Below are 15421 nucleotides of genomic sequence, written 5' to 3'. Positions count from 1 at the left end.
AGGGACACAACGCGCGCCGCGCCGTCGGCGCGCGCCATGACACGTAGGGGAAATTCATGAATAAAGAGCCGCACACGCCGGCCCCGGACCTCGAACAACTGGTCGCCGACGCCGACCGCGGAGGCCGCAACGTCCGCGGCCTGGCAGGCGCGACGCTGGCGGCGGGCGCGCTGATCTGGTCCGTGTTTCAGCTCTGGTATGCCTCGCCGCTGCCGTTCTCGCTCAACTGGGGCATCTTCAACGACACCGAGGCCCGCGCCCTGCACCTGGGCATCGCCATGTTCCTGGGCTACCTTGCCTACCCCGCCAGCAAGCGCTCGGCGCGCGACCGCATGCCCTGGTACGACTGGGCGCTGGCCCTGATGGCCGGCTTCTGCGGCAGCTATCTGTACCTCTTCTATAACGAGCTGGCGGGCCGGCCGGGGCAACCCACGACCATGGACGTGGCCACCGCCGTTATCGGCCTGGCGTTGCTGCTGGAAGTGACGCGCCGGGCCCTGGGCCTGCCCATGACCGTGCTGGGCCTGGTGTTCGTCGCCTATGCGCTCGCCGGCCCATGGCTGCCCGACGTGCTGGCGCATCGCGGCGCGTCGCTGGAACGATTGATGTCGCATATGTGGCTGACCACGGAAGGCGTGTACGGCGTGGCGCTGGGTGTGTCGGTGTCGTATATCTTCATTTTCGTTCTGCTGGGCTCCATGCTGGACAAATGCGGCGCCGGCAACTACATGATGCAGGTGTCGTTCGCTTTGCTGGGCCATCTGCGCGGGGGGCCGGCCAAGGTGGCCGTGGTGTCCTCGGCCGTCAACGGCCTGGTGTCGGCCTCTTCCGTGGCCAACGTGGTGACTGGCGGCATCTTCACGATTCCGCTCATGAAAAAGGCCGGCTACGGCGGCGTGCGCGCCGGAGCGATCGAAACCGCGTCGTCCGTCAACGGCCAGATCATGCCGCCCGTCATGGGCGCGGCCGCGTTCCTGATGATCGAATACGTCGGCATCCCTTATACCGACATCATCCGCCACGCGATCCTGCCGGCCGCGATCTCGTACATTGCGCTTTTCTACATCGTCCACCTGGAAGCGCTGAAGCTTGGCATCCAGCCCATGATGGCGTCGGGCCCCGCCCGCACACCGTTGCAGAAGCTGGCGGGTTGGGGCATGGGCATCAGCGGCACCTTGGTGGTGATGGGCGCGGTCTACTGGATAGGCACCGGCGTGCAGGCCGTGGCCGGCGCCGCGGCCATCTGGGTGCTGCTGGGCATGCTTGCGGCGCTGTACGTGTGGCTGCTGCGCGTCGCGGCGCGCCACCCGGACCTGCCGCAGGACATCGACATCAACCATCCCGTGCGCCCGCAGCCGTGGCCGACCGTACGCGCCGGACTGTACTTCCTGATTCCCATCGGCATCCTGGTCTGGTGCCTGAGCGTGGAAGAGCTGTCGGCCGGGTTGTCGGCATTCTGGGCCGCGATGGCCATGCTGTTCCAGATGGTGACGCAGCGTCCGCTGATTGCCTGGTTCCGCAAACAGCCGCTGTCCGGGCCCTGGCGCCAAGGCTGGCGCGATGCCATCGGCGGCCTGGAGGACGGCGCCCGCAACATGATAGGCATTGCCATCGCCTGCGGCACCGCGGGACTGATCGTCGGCGCCATCACGCTGACCGGCCTGGGCCTGCGCATGACGGCCTTCGTCGAGCTGGTGTCGATGGGCAATGTGCTGCTGATGCTGATCTTCACGGCCATCGTGTGCCTGATCCTTGGGCTGGGCATGCCAACCACGGCCAACTACATCCTGATGGCGACGCTGATGGCGCCCGTGGTGGTGGAACTGGGCGCCCAGAGCGGCCTGGTGATTCCGCTGATCGCCGTGCACATGTTCGTTTTCTATTACGGCATCATGGCCGACATTACGCCGCCCGTGGGCCTGGCCACGTTCGCGGCCGCAGCCATTTCCGGGGAGGACCCGATCAAGACAGGCATTCAGGGCGTGACGTACGCGGCACGCACGGCCATCCTGCCGTTCATGTTCGTGTTCAACCCCATGTTGCTGCTGATCGACGTCACCTATGGCTGGGAGCTGGCGCTGGTCGTGACCGGCGCCACACTGGCCTCGCTGACTTTCGCCGCCGCCACCATGCGCTGGTTCCGCGTGCGCTGCACGCTGGCCGAAGTGGGCGTGCTGCTGCTGGTGACATTCATGCTTTTCCGCCCGGACTGGTTCATGGACCATTTCGCGCCGCGCCACGAAAGCCGGCCGGCGTCCGAGATGCAGGCCATCGCCGCGGCTCTGCCCGACAACGGGCGGCTCACCGTGGTGCTGCGGGGAATCAATCTGGAAGGCGATGAACTGACCAAGACCGTGGCGGTCGCCCTGCCCGAATTGACGGACGACGCAGGCGGACAAGACGCGGGACGCAAGCGGCTGGCCGAAGCGGGGCTGACGCTGATGAGCCTGGGCGACCAGACGCAGATCGGCGGCGTGCGCTTTGGCAGCCGCGCCCAGCGCGCCGGCTGGGAACAAGGCTGGGACGTGCTCGAAGTGAAGGCGCCCAACCCGCAGCGCTGGTCCGACTTCTGGGTGTACGTGCCCGCGCTGCTGTTGCTGGCAGGCATGTGGGCGCGCCAAGGCCGTCGCGATGGCGGCGCCGCCGTGGGCCGGCTCCACGCCAAGCCGGTCTGATCAGCCCGTCCGCGCGCGCCGCCAGGCCGGCCATGCGCCGATGGTGAGCGCGCGCAAAAACCACTCCACCGGACCATAGGCGTGGCGTCGCAACCACCATGCGGATAGCGGCAGCTGCGCCGCGAAGATGGCCACGGCAATGCAGAACGCCGCCAGCGGCGAGACCGAGGCGAACAGGCGCAGGCCCCAGGCGGTGAACAGGAATGCGCAGATGATCGACTGCATCAGGTAGTTGCTCAGGGCCATCCGCCCTGCGGGCGCCAGCCAGCCCGCGAAGCGCGCTCCAGGGCGCGTGCGCATGGCCAGCAGCAAGGCCGCCGCATATGACATGCTTAATAGCGGCGCGGTCAGGAGGTCTGCCGCCAGCCCAGGCAGTTCCCAGGCCGCGCCGGCCGCGGGCATGGAGGTAAAGGCATACACGGCGGATCCGGCCAGGCCGGGCGCCAGGCCCAGCGCGCACAGCAGCCACAGGGCGCGCGGCTGACGCCATGGATCCGCCAGCGCATGACGGCGCCCCAGTGCGTAACCGGTCAGGAACATCGCGAACACAAACGGTCCCTGCACGAACAGGACGGTGAACCACACGCCTTCAGTGAGTTCCTTTACGTGCTGCGCAATCGTGGTGCCGATAGTGCCCCGATACGCGTCGATAGCCGCCAAGGCGTCCGCGTGGTACTGCGCCTCGTATCCGGGCGGCACCGGGTCCAGGTAGCTCAATGCGCCCAGGATGGCCCACAACGATGCCGTCAGCACGATAAGCCACAGCGAGATGCGCAGCGCCCGCCTGGGCTCCATCCGGCGGCATAGCAGCAGCGCCAGCCCCAGCAGCGCATAGGTCAGGAGTATGTCGCCTTGGTAGAACAGCACGGCGTGCGCCGCCCCCAGCACCGCCAAGCCCGCAAGACGGCGCAGGAAGCGCGGCGCGAAAGCAGCCTGGCTGCGCTCGGCCGCAGCCATCTGCAAGGTGAAGCTATAGCCGAACAGGAACGAAAACAACAGGTAGAACTTGGTCTCGAACAGCCAGGCGATCAGCCAGCGCACGGTCAGGTCCAACGGTTGCGAAAACGCCGGATCCGCCACGCCTGCGCCGTAAAACGGCGACGAGAACACGCCAATGTTGACCACGAGAATGCCGAACAACGCAAAACCGCGCAGCGCGTCCACCTGCTCCAGGCGCCCAGGATTTGCCGCCGAGCTCATGCATGCCTCCCTGCGGTGTTCCGCTCCGCGCGGGTGGGCAGGCATCGCAGCAATGCCTGCTCCAGGAGGCGCCCTCCCGCCGCCGCGCCGAAAGCGGGATCAACCACCGAACGGCTGTAGACGCCGTCCAGCAACAGCAACAGCGTGTCGGCCATCTCAGCCGCAGGCTGAGGCGGGACCCGCTGCCGCCAGACCGTCTCCAGCAACAACACCAGACCGGCCTTGCGGGCCGCCTCGTTTTCCATCACCAATGCATGCACGCGCGGGTTGCGCACGGCCTCGGCCAGGATCTCCATGCCCAGCCTGACGTAGGTCGGATCCTGATGCAACGCGAGCTGCGCGGCGACCCAGTCGGTCAGCGCCTGCCTGGCGTCTGGCGCCGCGCACGCCGCCTGCATCTGGGCGCGCGCGGACTCAGTGTCCGCGGCGATCAGCGCTTCGATGATCTCGGCCTTGCTGCCGTAGTAATGGAACAGATTGCCGGGGCTCATCCCGGCGCGGGCGCAAATCTGCGCCGTGGAAGTCGAATGAAAACCCTGTTCGGCAAAACAATCCGCCGCCGCGGCCAGTATGTGGCTTCGCCGCTCCTGCTGTTTGATGGGGTCGATCTTGCGCATTTTATTAATAGATCAATTGGTCTATCTATTAAATATCAAGATCGCAATACCGGTCAACAAGCGAAAAAAATGGCGGGCCGCAGCCCGCCATTACCCTGCGTAGCCGCGGGCGCCTAGCCCAGCACCGGCGACAATACCGGCTGCTTGGGCCGCACATCCAGCGCCCTGCCCTTGCGGGCACGCTTGCCGACGTACGGAGCAAGCGCGTCGCCAGCCAGGATGTCCTCGGTGTGCTTGTTGCGGTAGATGCCGGACGCACGCAGGCCGCCCACGCCGATAGGCACGGTCTGGTCCAGCTTGTCCGTTCCGTCCAATCCCATCAGGATGGTGCCGCGACCGCCGCCAGACAGTGTCTTGACTTCGTCCAGGCCGAAGACCAGGAATTTGCCCTTGTGGGACAGCAGCGCCAATTGCGTGGCACCTTCGAATAGCGGCACCGGACGCAAGAGTTCGTCGTCCGCTTCCAGGGTAATGAACTGCTTGCCCGCGCGCTGGCGGCTGACCATGTCGGACAGCTTGGCGGCAAAGCCGTAGCCGCCGCGCGTCGCCAGCAGCCAGCGGCTGTCGGCGGACGCTGCAATCGTATGGACGATGCGCGTGCCGCTGCCGAGGTCGATCATAGTGGTAACCGGCTGGCCGTCGCCCCGGGCGGAAGGCAGCCCGGCCACGGGCACCGAATAGACACGCCCGTTGTCGCCCACGGCGATCAACGTATCGGTCGTGCGGCATTCGAAGGCGCCGTACAGGTCGTCGCCCTGCTTGAAGCCGAATTGGCTGGCATCGTGGCCGTGGCCCTGACGGGCGCGCAGCCAGCCCTTTTGCGAGACGATCACGGTGACGGGCTCGTCCAGCACCTTGGTTTCGAGCACAGCGCGCTCTGCGGTCTCGATCAGCGTGCGGCGATCGTCGCCGTACTGCTTGGCGTCGGCCTCGATTTCCTTGATCAACAGGCGCTTGAGCGCAGCGGGGTTGTCCAGCAGTTCCTGCAGACGCACCTGCTCATCGCGCTTGTCCGCCAGTTCCTGTTCGATCTTGAAGCCTTCCAGGCGGGCCAATTGGCGCAAGCGCATTTCGAGGATGTCCTCGGCCTGCCGTTCCGACAGTTTGAAGCGCTCCATCAGCGCGGCGCGCGGCTCGTCGGATTCGCGGATCGTCTGGATCACTTCGTCCACGTTCAGGTAGACGACCATGCGGCCTTCCAGCACGTGGATGCGGTCGATGACCTTGTCCAGGCGGAAGCGCGTGCGGCGCACCACGGTATTGGTGCGGAACGCCAGCCACTCGACCAGGATGTCGCGCAGGCCCTTCTGGCGCGGCCGGCCGTCGGTGCCGATGCACACGAGGTTGATGGACGCGCTGCTTTCCATGCTGGTCTGGGCCAACAGCGTGTTGACGAATTCGTCGCGGTCCACGCGCGAGGTCTTGGGTTCGAAGACCAGGCGCACCGCGGCATCCTTGCCCGACTCGTCCCGCACCGCGTCCAGCAGGTTCAGCATCACGGCCTTGGCCTGGGTCTGCTCGGGCGTCAGGCTCTTCTTGCCGGTCTTGACCTTGGGATTGGTGATCTCCTCGATCTCTTCCAGCACCTTCTGGCACGAGGTGCCGGGCGGCAGCTCGTTGACCACCAGCTGCCACTGGCCGCGCGCCATTTCCTCGAACTGCCAGCGCGCCCGCACCTTGAGCGACCCGCGGCCCCCAGCGTAGATCTGGGCGATGTCCTCGGCGGGCGTGATGATCTGTCCGCCGCCCGCGAAGTCCGGGCCGGGAATCAGGGCGTGCAGCTCCGTGTCCGGCAACTGGGGATGCTTGAGGAGAGCCACGCAGGCCTGCGCCACTTCGCGCAGGTTGTGCGGCGGAATTTCGGTGGCCATGCCGACCGCGATGCCCGAGGCGCCATTGAGCAACATCACGGGCAGGCGCGCCGGCAACATTTGCGGCTCTTGCTGGCTGCCATCGTAGTTGGGCACGAAGTCCACGGTGCCCTCGTCCAGCTCGTCAAGCAACAGCTTGGCGATGGGCGTCAGGCGGGCTTCTGTGTATCGCATGGCGGCGGCGTTGTCGCCATCGCGCGAACCAAAATTGCCCTGGCCGTCGATGAGCGGATAACGCAGCGAGAAATCCTGCGCCATGCGCACCATGGCGTCATAGGCGGCCTGATCGCCGTGCGGATGGTACTTGCCCAGCACGTCGCCGACGACGCGCGCGGACTTCACGGGCTTGGCGCCGGCGGCCAGCCCCATCGCCTGCATGGCGTAGAGGATACGGCGCTGCACGGGCTTCTGCCCGTCGCCGACGTCCGGCAGGGCTCGGCCGCGCACCACGGATACGGCGTAGTCCAGATAGGCCTGTTCCGCGTAGCGCGCCAGGGTGATGGCGGCGTCGCCGTCGCCATCGCCGCCGGGCGGGTTGGAATCGAACAAGCCGGGTTGATTGCTGTCGGTCATGATGTATTCAGGTAGACAATTTCATCGAAACGGCGTCAAAGCGCCTGCGCGGACGGCATCAGCTGTGTATCGGCGACATGCGCGCGCAATTCGCTGCGCACCCTGTCCAGCGTGGCGGCGTCCTGACCGCGCTTGGGGATGATCACGCCCTGCAAAGTGCCGAGAATGACATAAAGGTGTTCCGGAGTTTCCTCGACCCGCCGCACATCGGACCAGTCCATCCGCCCCGAGGCGGTGGCGGTGGTATCCGTAATGCCCTCGGGACCGAAGTCCAGCTGATGACGGCCCAGGAAAAGCTCGTCGGGCTGCCTTTTCAGCATGCGGCGTGTGTTCATCCTGACCAGCGAGGGCAGCACGAACTCGTAGGCCAGCGCCAGCAGCGCCAGGATGCCCAGGCCCACGGCCAGTCCCTCGAAGTACACGGGCAGGATCTGCGCCCAGTTCGGTCCCTTGCCGTCCCAAGTCTGCCAGATCAGGTAGGCCAGCAAGGCCACGATCATCAGGACCGCGAAACGCAGGTGGGACCGGTAGCGGCGCCGGCGCAGCTCCGGCCGCTTGTACACATAGACGGCGAAGTCCGCATAGTCGTCGGCCGTCATCTGGACGTCCATGCGGGCGGAGCCGGGCGCGGAAGCGGCCATCAGATGTCCAGCTCCGCCAGGTTGCCCTTCTCTTCGATCCAGGCGCGGCGCTGCGAGGACTCGCCCTTGCCCATCAGCATGTCGAACATGCGAGTGGTGTCTTCGGGGGTCTGGTCACCATAGCCCACGGGCAGCAGCCGGCGCGTGTCCGGATTCATGGTGGTTTCCCAGAGCTGTTCCGGATTCATTTCGCCCAGGCCCTTGAAGCGGCTGACGGCCCATGCGCCTTCGCGCACGCCTTCCTTGCGCAACTTGTCCTGCGCGGCCTCGAGCTCGCCCTCGTCCAGGCAATAGATCTTGCGCGCCGGACGCTTGCCCTGCGCCGGCACGTCCAGGCGGAACAGCGGCGGCCGGGCCACGAACACATTGCCGGCTTCGACCAGCTTGGGGAAGTGCTTGTAGAACAGCGTCAGCAACAGCACCTGGATGTGCGAGCCGTCGACGTCGGCGTCGGACAGGATGCAGATGCGGCCGTAGCGCAGCCCCGACAGGTCCGGCGTATCGCCAGGACCGTGGGGATCCACGCCGATGGCGACGGAAATGTCATGGATTTCGTTGTTGGCGAAGAGCCTGTCGCGATCGACCTCCCAGGAATTGAGCACCTTGCCGCGTAGCGGCAGGATGGCCTGGAACTCCTTGTCGCGCCCCATCTTGGCCGAACCGCCCGCCGAGTCGCCCTCGACCAGGAAGACTTCGGTGCGGGTGGAATCGCTGGACTCGCAGTCGGTCAGCTTGCCCGGCAGCACGGCCACGCCCGAACTCTTGCGCTTTTCCACCTTTTGGGCGGAGCGCTGGCGCGCCTGGGCCTGGCGGATGGCCAGCTCGGCCAGCTTCTTGCCGTATTCAACGTTGCTGTGCAGCCACAGATCCAGCGCGCTCTTGGAAAAGCCGCCGACCAGGCGCACTGCGTCGCGGCTGTTCAGGCGTTCCTTGATCTGCCCCTGGAACTGCGGGTCCAGCACTTTGGCCGAAAGCACGAAACTGGCGCGCGCAAACACGTCCTCGGGTAGCAGCTTGACCCCTTTGGGCAACAGGCTGTGCAGCTCGGCGAAACCCTTGACCGCGCCGAACAGGCCTTCGCGCAGCCCCGATTCGTGGGTGCCGCCGGCAGGCGTGGGGATCAGGTTCACGTAGGACTCGCGCACGGCGTTGCCGTCCTCGGTCCAGGCCACCACCCACTGGGCGCCCTCGCCTTCGGCGAAGTTTTCGTGATCTGCCCCGGCGTACTGCTCGCCTTCAAAGAAGGGAACCATCAGTTCCGCGCCGGCCAGCGCCTCGGACAGGTAGCCGCGCAGGCCATCCTGATACTGCCAGGTCTTGGTGTCCCCGGTCTTCTCGTTGACCAGGGAAACCTTGATCCCGGGCAGCAGCACGGCCTTGCTGCGCAGCAGGTGCGTCAGTTCGCCCAACGGAATATTGGGGCTGTCGAAATACTTGGCATCCGGCCAGACGCGCACGCGGGTGCCGGACTTCTTGCGCCCGCCCTGGTCGTAGGGCGCCAGCGGCTCGGCCACGTCCCCGCCCTTGAAGACCAGGCGATTGACGGCGCCGTCGCGCCACACCACGACTTCAAGGCGCGTGGCCAGGGCGTTGGTGACGGAAACGCCCACGCCGTGCAGGCCGCCGGAAAAGGCGTAGGCGCCGCCGCCTGCCTTGTCGAATTTGCCGCCGGCATGCAGGCGCGTAAACACCAGCTCCACCACGGGAGCGTTCTCTTCAGGATGCAGGCCGACGGGAATACCGCGCCCGTCGTCCTCGACGGAAACGCTGCCGTCGACGTGCAGCGTGACCTGGATCTGCTTGCCGTAGCCGGCCAATGCCTCGTCTGCGGCGTTATCAATGACCTCCTGCACGACGTGCAGAGGGTTTTCGGTTCGGGTGTACATGCCCGGGCGCTGGCGCACGGGCTCCAGTCCCTTCAGGACGCGAATGGACGCCTCGGTGTAACGTGGAGTGGCCAAGTTATCCCCAACATCTGTGGAAAAAAACCGACATTTTACGGATAAGCCTAGATTCTGCGCGGCTCCCAGTGGGATGAGCACGACCTGAGCAGCTCCGAATTCGGTAGGATGATGACAGTCACAGCCAGCGCACCGGAGCCCATACAGCCCGGATCGCGACAACTGCGCCGCAACATCCTACACAAATCCAGCAACTCCTGTTGTTATTAACAGTGGTATGCCTGTTGTTATTGACAGTGGTATGCTTGAGTCCATTCCACAAACAAGAACAACGGCGAGGCGCGTCCCTTTTTACGCGCCTTTTGCTGCCGAACCGAGAATCACCATCATGAGCGACCAAATCAAGAACGTCAGTGACGCGAGCTTCGATGCCGATGTGTTGAAATCCGGCCAGCCGGTGCTGGTGGACTACTGGGCTGCCTGGTGTGGCCCCTGCAAGATGATTGCCCCGATCCTGGAAGAAGTGGCCACCGAGTACGCTGGCCGCCTGACGATCGCCAAGCTGAACGTTGACGAAAACCAGGGCACCGCCACGAAGTACGGCATCCGCGGCATTCCCACCCTTATGCTCTTTAAAGACGGCCAAGCCGCCGCCACCAAAGTTGGCGCGCTGTCGAAGTCGCAACTGACCGCATTCCTGGACGGCGCGCTGTAAGCCGCGTGCCGTGAACGAAGGCGCCGCCCTCGGGGCGGCGCTCATTCAATACCGCGTGTGCCCGTCCGTGGCGCGCCGCCAGAACTCTCCTTCACTTTCCCCCAAACACCCACCGCGATGCACCTCAACGAACTGAAGGCGCTGCATGTCTCGCAGCTGCTGGAAATGGCCGCCGGCCTGGAAATCGAGAACGCCAACCGCCTGCGCAAGCAGGAACTGATGTTCGCCATCATGAAGCGGCGCGCCAAGCAAGGCGAGCAGATCTTTGGCGACGGCGTCCTGGAGGTCCTGCCCGACGGCTTCGGATTCCTGCGCTCGCCCGAGACCTCCTACCTGGCCAGCACGGACGACATCTACATCTCGCCCTCGCAGATCCGCCGTTTCAACTTGCACACCGGCGATTCGATCGAAGGCGAAGTACGCACGCCCAAGGACGGCGAGCGCTATTTCGCCCTGGTGAAGGTGGACAAGGTCAACGGTGTGGCGCCGGAAGCGATCAAGCATCGCATCATGTTCGAAAACCTGACGCCGCTGCACCCGAACCGCACCATCCGCCTGGAACGGGACATCAAGAGCGAAGAGAACCTCACGGGCCGCATTCTTGACGTCTTCGCCCCCATCGGCATGGGTCAACGCGGCCTGATCGTGGCCAGCCCCAAGTCCGGTAAGACGGTGATGATGCAGCACATCGCGCACGCCATAACTACCAACTACCCCGACGCCGTCATGATCGTCCTGCTGGTGGACGAGCGCCCCGAGGAAGTGACCGAAATGCAGCGCACGGTGCGCGGCGAAGTCGTGGCTTCGACCTTCGACGAACCCGCCACCCGTCACGTGCAGGTCGCGGAAATGGTCATCGAAAAGGCCAAGCGCCTGGTCGAAATGAAGAAGGACGTCGTGATCCTGCTGGACTCGATCACCCGTCTGGCCCGCGCCTACAACACCGTGGTGCCGGCTTCCGGCAAGGTGCTGACCGGCGGCGTGGACGCCAATGCGCTGCAACGGCCCAAGCGCTTCTTCGGCGCCGCCCGCAACCTGGAAGAAGGCGGTTCGCTGACGATCCTGGGCACGGCGCTGATCGAAACCGGCAGCCGCATGGACGAAGTCATCTACGAAGAATTCAAGGGCACCGGCAACTCCGAAGTCCACCTTGAGCGCCGCCTGGCTGAAAAGCGCGTCTACCCGTCGATCAACCTGAACAAGTCGGGTACCCGCCGCGAAGAACTGTTGATCGCTCCGGATCTGCTGCAGAAGGTCTGGGTCCTGCGCAAGTTCATCCACGACATGGACGAAGTCCAATCGATGGAATTCATCCTGGACAAGATGCGCGCCACCAAGACCAATGCCGAATTCTTCGACATGATGAAGAAGAAGTAAGCCCAGTCACGGCCTGCGGTCCAGGGCGCGCGCCCTGGACCCGGCCATGAAAAACGCCCTGGGCGCAAGCGCTCCAGGGCGTTTTTCATGGCCCGGACAGGCCGCTGCCCGCGCGGCTCACTGTCCCCCCATGAACTCCTCCAGCGTGCCGGGCTGCGGCGCAGGACGCGGGGTCTGCTTGTTGCCGGCAGGCTTGCCGGACGCGTCTATCGGTTCGATCTTTGGATCGTCCCAGCTGCCGGTGACGGCGTATTCCATGGTCATGGCGCGCGCCAACGGCTGCTTCAGCAGCCACTGCGTCACGAACGCCCCCAGGCCGATCAACGGGTTGACCGCCAGCGCCGTCACCATGGCCGCACCGCTGGCGTCCAGGTTCGGAATGACCACGGCCTTCATGTCCCAGCGTTCGCGGATAATATTGACGCCGCCCGCCAACACGATCGCGGCGACCGGTCCGTTGATCTTGTAGCCCTCGGTCGAGGCCGTGCCGTCTGCCAGCTTGACCTTGCCGCGGATGGTGTCGAAAGGGAATCCATCGCGCAGCAGATTGGTCGGGTTTACGTCCAGCCGCGCCAGCCTCTGCAGCGATTGCAGGGACAGCAATTCCAGCAGCCGCGCCGTGCGGGAGTTCACATGCATGAAGCGGCCCTTGTCCAGGCTGACGTCGACCTCGCCCGTCAGGTCTTCGATCTTATGGGTCCAGGGCAAATTGCGCCAGGTTGCCTTGCCTTGCATCGTGCCGGTGCCACCCGATACCACCTTCTCGAAGCCGATGCGGTCCAGGAACTTGCCCACGTCCTCGAACTTGGCCGAAGCGTCCACGGTCAGGCCGCGGTTCTGGCCTTCCAGGTTCCAGTTGCCGGTGGCGTTTAGCGAGGCCGCCTCGTTGACGATGGACAGCTTATCCAGGCGCCATTGGCGGCCGCGCTGCAGATTCGTGCCCAGCACCTGGAGTTCGCCCACATTCTTGCCATACAGCAGAAATTCCTTGGCCTGCAGGTCGATCGCCGGAATGTCGGATAGATCGCTGCCGGAGGACAGCGCCTCGTCGGCCTTGTTGGTGTCGCCCTCGCCGCCCAGGGACAGATGCTTCAGGCGCGCGGTGATCTGGCCTGCGATGGCACCCGAGGCCTCGCGCCATTCAAGCGAGCCCGTGGCCTGCTTGGACTGCAGATCCACGCGCCACTGCGCGGGTCCCGGCCGGGTCGCATACAGCGTCATGTCGTTCAGGGTAAAGCCACCGGTTCGCAAGACACCGGTTGCCAGGCTGATGCGCTCGGCGGCGGGCAGCATCGGCTTGGGCGCGGGACGGCCCTTGCCAGCAGGCGCGCTGAAGCCGTCGGACACGTTTTCCCAGGCGTCCAGATCCAGCTCAGGCAGGCTGGCATTCAGACTGAAGCCGCGTTCCGGCAGGCTTGCGGGCCGATTGATGCCCAGCGCGCCACGCGCGAAATACGAGGATCCGCCTTCGGACGGCGCCCGCTCGAACAGCGCATTGACGCCATCGCCCAGGCTGGCGGTAAGCCAACGCCGATTCTGCGCGCCGCGGTCCTGCGCGGGCGACCATTCCACTTTCAGCAGCTGCGACGCCTGAGCCGCCTTGCCTACCGGGGCGGGCATGTCGATCGCCATGCCCACCAGATCGGATTCGACGGAGATATCCACCGCGCCGCCACGCTGGTAACCCACCTTGCCCTTGTAGGCAGCCTTGCCCGTAAAGCGCGACATGGATGGCGTGTTGCTCAGTTGGGTCAGCGCCGGCCCGGCCAGCGTGCCCTCGAAGCGCAGCGCGTCCGTGCTCTGCGCCAGGCGCCCGAATATCCGCGCCGGGCCGCCCAGGAATTGGGCCCGCAGATCCTTGGCCTCGACGCCCTTCTCCGAGAATGCCAGGTCGCCATGCATCTGGCTGAGCAGCGGCATCTCCGGCATGAAGGTGAATGTATTGCCCGCGAACAGGATATTCCCCTGCACCTCAGTGTCATCGGTATTCAGCAGGGGCACCTTGAGCTTGAGTCCCACCCGCCAGTCGCCGGTGCCTCGCGCCTCATCCAGGGCGCCGTCCAGCAGCTCGCCCAAGGGCGAGTTGGCCGCCAGCGCCAGATAGGCCGGCACGGTACCCGTGGTCTCGCCGGTCAGCAGCAGTTCGGAGTTCTCTTCCATGTTGGGAATGCTTGCGGCAACCGCCCCCAGCGTCACGGTATGCCCCGACCCGGTATGAGCGACCGCGCCCCCCGCGCTGTCCAGCGCCAGGCTGACTTTGTCGATGCGGAAATTGCCGGACAGGTTCTCCAGCATCGGCCAGCCCTTGCGGCGCTCTCGCGCAGGCGCGTAATCGACCTTGGCGCCGCTGAATGCACCGGCAATCACGAATTCGCCCTGGGATGCTGGCGCGCCAAAAGGAAACTCGTCGAGGTCGCCCTTGAGCGTGATGGAGGCGGACTGCATTTCGCCGGCCGGCAAGCCGACGGCCAGCCACTCGCGGGCGTCGGCGTTGACCTCCAGGGGCAGGTAGCGGTGGATGGCGGACATGGAGCCGCGCGCCATCACGCCGTGCATGTCAACGCTGCCCGCCGCGGTCTTGCCCTCGGGCCGCCACTGTCCTTGCACGCGGACATCGAGATCGTCGTTCACCAGTTGCAATTGGCCCACGTCCACGAACCAGTGATCGGCGTCCGGCCCCTTTATGGCGGCCTCCAGCGCCACTTCGCGCACCGCCAGGTCGGGCTGTTCGAAGACGCCCGGCAGGCTCAGTGCCAGCTGCTCGACCTTGCCGTTAACCGATACCGCCGGTGCGCCCGGGCTGCGCGCCAGGGGTACGCTGTCCAGTTGCATGAAGTCGCCCGGCAGGCCTTGGAGGCGTGCCTGAAGGTAGCCGACCTTGAAACCGGGGGCCTCCGCGCCTTGCGGGGTCTGCGCCCATTGCACGCCACGCGCCGCGGTGTCCACGGTCAGATCGGTGAACTTGCCGCGTTCCAGCTGCAACCATGCCCGCCCGCTCAAGCGTCCGGCCACCGCCGGGACATCCAGCCACGGCCGCCACGCCAGCGGCTCCGCGTCGTCCAGCTGAACGTACAGCTGGCCGCCCCAGTTGCCCGGGTTGGCCGCGTTTACCGAGAACAGGCTGCGATTGAATTCCCCGCGCAGTTCCACATTGCGTGCCAACGCGTCGCCCGCCGCGGCCTTGAGCACAAAGCGGTGCGAGAGGCTGCCGTTGCGCGCCAGAAAATTGACGCCACTCAGGGTCAATTCGGGCGCGCCGCGCAATTCGTCCTGCCAACGGATGGTGGCGCCGCGAATACGCAGTTCGCGCTGCGCGCCCAGCCAGCGCAAGGCCGGATGGTCCAGATCGGACCGCTGGTCGCTGGCATTGAGATCGATGTCCTGGCCCGCGACCCACAAATGGTTGGACCGGTCACGGCGCAGAATGAGTTCGGGCCGTTCGAGCTGCAACCGCAGCAGCTTGGGCGACAGGGCCAGGATGCTGCGCCAGCCCAGCACGGCCGAAACCGAGGGCAAGGACAGCACGGGGGCCGCCTCATCGTCGTAGACTTGAACGGAGGCTAGATCGAGCTTGGGGTTGAGGCCTTGCCAGTTCGCCTGGATGGAGCCAATGGTCACTCGGGAGCCCAGCGCCTGGCTGACGTAGGCTTCGATCTGGGGACGCCATTGGTCCACGCGGGGCAGCACCCAATAGCGAACGCCCAGCAGTCCGAGGGCCACGACGCCATAGACGGTCAGCACGGCCCAGAACACCCAGCAGAGCACTTTTTTTGAAACAGACACGGATCGGTGGGCAGGAGAATATGTCTTGCGGTATCGTCCCCACTTATACCTGAAACGCGCCCATTCCG

At 65.5% G+C, this 15421-nt stretch carries 10 protein-coding genes; 4 read left to right on the top strand and 6 right to left on the bottom strand.

Annotated elements, in window-relative coordinates:
* The first annotated feature begins 56 nt into the window (after positions 1-56).
* On the top strand, positions 57-2675 hold the full coding sequence (locus VCS63_RS28340; RefSeq protein WP_042792823.1) for a TRAP transporter permease: 2619 nt from the start codon (positions 57-59) through the stop codon (positions 2673-2675).
* Here VCS63_RS28340 and VCS63_RS28335 read toward each other — a convergent pair whose 3' ends face one another.
* Complete coding sequence (locus tag VCS63_RS28335; RefSeq protein ID WP_063639672.1) at positions 2676-3875, bottom strand: DUF418 domain-containing protein; 1200 nt, start codon at positions 3873-3875, stop codon at positions 2676-2678.
* Positions 3872-4492 (bottom strand): TetR/AcrR family transcriptional regulator, encoded by a 621-nt coding sequence (locus VCS63_RS28330; protein ID WP_063962038.1) that lies wholly within the window; start codon positions 4490-4492, stop codon positions 3872-3874. Before VCS63_RS28330 ends, VCS63_RS28335 begins: the two co-directional genes overlap by 4 nt.
* On the opposite strand from VCS63_RS28330, the gene VCS63_RS28325 reads away from it, so the two are divergent.
* On the top strand, positions 4403-4609 hold the full coding sequence (locus VCS63_RS28325) for a hypothetical protein (protein WP_162726337.1): 207 nt from the start codon (positions 4403-4405) through the stop codon (positions 4607-4609). The genes VCS63_RS28330 and VCS63_RS28325 overlap by 90 nt on opposite strands.
* Here the strand turns inward: VCS63_RS28325 and parC are convergent.
* From parC to VCS63_RS28310, 3 genes are read right to left on the bottom strand one after another with little or no spacing between them, the layout of a single operon-like run.
* The gene (gene parC / locus VCS63_RS28320) at positions 4606-6936 is read right to left on the bottom strand and encodes a DNA topoisomerase IV subunit A (RefSeq protein ID WP_323881702.1); all 2331 of its coding nucleotides are present in this window, start codon (positions 6934-6936) and stop codon (positions 4606-4608) included. The genes VCS63_RS28325 and parC overlap by 4 nt on opposite strands.
* Before the next feature lie 35 nt (positions 6937-6971).
* Complete coding sequence (locus VCS63_RS28315; protein WP_076812323.1) at positions 6972-7577, bottom strand: YcxB family protein; 606 nt, start codon at positions 7575-7577, stop codon at positions 6972-6974.
* Complete coding sequence (locus VCS63_RS28310) at positions 7577-9538, bottom strand: DNA topoisomerase IV subunit B (protein WP_323881701.1); 1962 nt, start codon at positions 9536-9538, stop codon at positions 7577-7579. Before VCS63_RS28310 ends, VCS63_RS28315 begins: the two co-directional genes overlap by 1 nt.
* A gap of 328 nt (positions 9539-9866) precedes the next feature.
* On the opposite strand from VCS63_RS28310, the gene trxA reads away from it, so the two are divergent.
* A complete protein-coding gene (trxA, locus tag VCS63_RS28305) occupies positions 9867-10193 on the top strand; it encodes a thioredoxin TrxA (RefSeq protein ID WP_006218534.1) in 327 nt (108 codons plus the stop codon).
* A gap of 117 nt (positions 10194-10310) precedes the next feature.
* The gene (gene rho / locus VCS63_RS28300; protein WP_042792818.1) at positions 10311-11570 is read left to right on the top strand and encodes a transcription termination factor Rho; all 1260 of its coding nucleotides are present in this window, start codon (positions 10311-10313) and stop codon (positions 11568-11570) included.
* A 117-nt stretch (positions 11571-11687) separates the two neighbouring features.
* Here the strand turns inward: rho and VCS63_RS28295 are convergent, their stop codons facing one another.
* A complete protein-coding gene (locus tag VCS63_RS28295) occupies positions 11688-15353 on the bottom strand; it encodes a YhdP family protein (RefSeq protein ID WP_323881699.1) in 3666 nt (1221 codons plus the stop codon).
* Positions 15354-15421 lie beyond the last annotated feature (68 nt).

The organism is Achromobacter sp. D10 (assembly GCF_035282245.1).
Taxonomy (GTDB): Bacteria; Pseudomonadota; Gammaproteobacteria; order Burkholderiales; family Burkholderiaceae_B; genus Achromobacter; species Achromobacter insolitus.
Note: the sequence above shows the minus strand (reverse complement) of the source record. Positions and strands in the feature narration are given on the sequence as shown.

What these genes read in the sequence shown, in the direction of transcription:
- trxA (WP_006218534.1), top strand. Translation starts at nt 9,867, where the DNA reads ATGAGCGACCAAATCAAGAACGTCAGTGACGCGAGCTTCGATGCCGAT.
- rho (WP_042792818.1), top strand. Translation starts at nt 10,311, where the DNA reads ATGCACCTCAACGAACTGAAGGCGCTGCATGTCTCGCAGCTGCTGGAA.
- parC (WP_323881702.1), bottom strand. Translation starts at nt 6,936, where the DNA reads ATGACCGACAGCAATCAACCCGGCTTGTTCGATTCCAACCCGCCCGGC.
- VCS63_RS28315 (WP_076812323.1), bottom strand. Translation starts at nt 7,577, where the DNA reads ATGGCCGCTTCCGCGCCCGGCTCCGCCCGCATGGACGTCCAGATGACG.
- VCS63_RS28340 (WP_042792823.1), top strand. Translation starts at nt 57, where the DNA reads ATGAATAAAGAGCCGCACACGCCGGCCCCGGACCTCGAACAACTGGTC.
- VCS63_RS28330 (WP_063962038.1), bottom strand. Translation starts at nt 4,492, where the DNA reads ATGCGCAAGATCGACCCCATCAAACAGCAGGAGCGGCGAAGCCACATA.
- VCS63_RS28335 (WP_063639672.1), bottom strand. Translation starts at nt 3,875, where the DNA reads ATGAGCTCGGCGGCAAATCCTGGGCGCCTGGAGCAGGTGGACGCGCTG.
- VCS63_RS28325 (WP_162726337.1), top strand. Translation starts at nt 4,403, where the DNA reads ATGAAAACCCTGTTCGGCAAAACAATCCGCCGCCGCGGCCAGTATGTG.